This window comes from Pseudoalteromonas sp. P1-7a (assembly GCF_001401855.1).
Taxonomy (GTDB): Bacteria; Pseudomonadota; Gammaproteobacteria; order Enterobacterales; family Alteromonadaceae; genus Pseudoalteromonas.
The window spans coordinates 1-224 of the sequence record NZ_LKDU01000161.1 but is presented as its reverse complement, the minus strand read 5'-3'; the positions used below and the strand labels follow the sequence as shown (position 1 = coordinate 224).

Below are 224 nucleotides of genomic sequence, written 5' to 3'. Positions count from 1 at the left end.
GCTGCGGTGTTATCAAGTTCAACTGTATCCTCAGCTGTAACAGGGTTACCTGCTACATCGGATACGCTGGCTGTAGCAGTGAGTGTGCCATCGTTTAATGCGCTTGCATCAATCGGATCGGTGATGTATTCGCCGTTTTGTACAAGTGCCGTGGTTTCAACTTGGTTTGTACCATCGCTGATCATCACCGTCACAGTTTGACCGTCTTCCACATCGCTCACCGT

At 49.6% G+C, this 224-nt stretch carries 1 protein-coding gene; it reads right to left on the bottom strand.

All coding sequences use genetic code 11. From position 1 onward, the window contains the following. The coding region (locus AN389_RS20485; RefSeq protein WP_160318653.1) for an Ig-like domain-containing protein at positions 1-224 on the bottom strand (224 nt) is incomplete at both ends.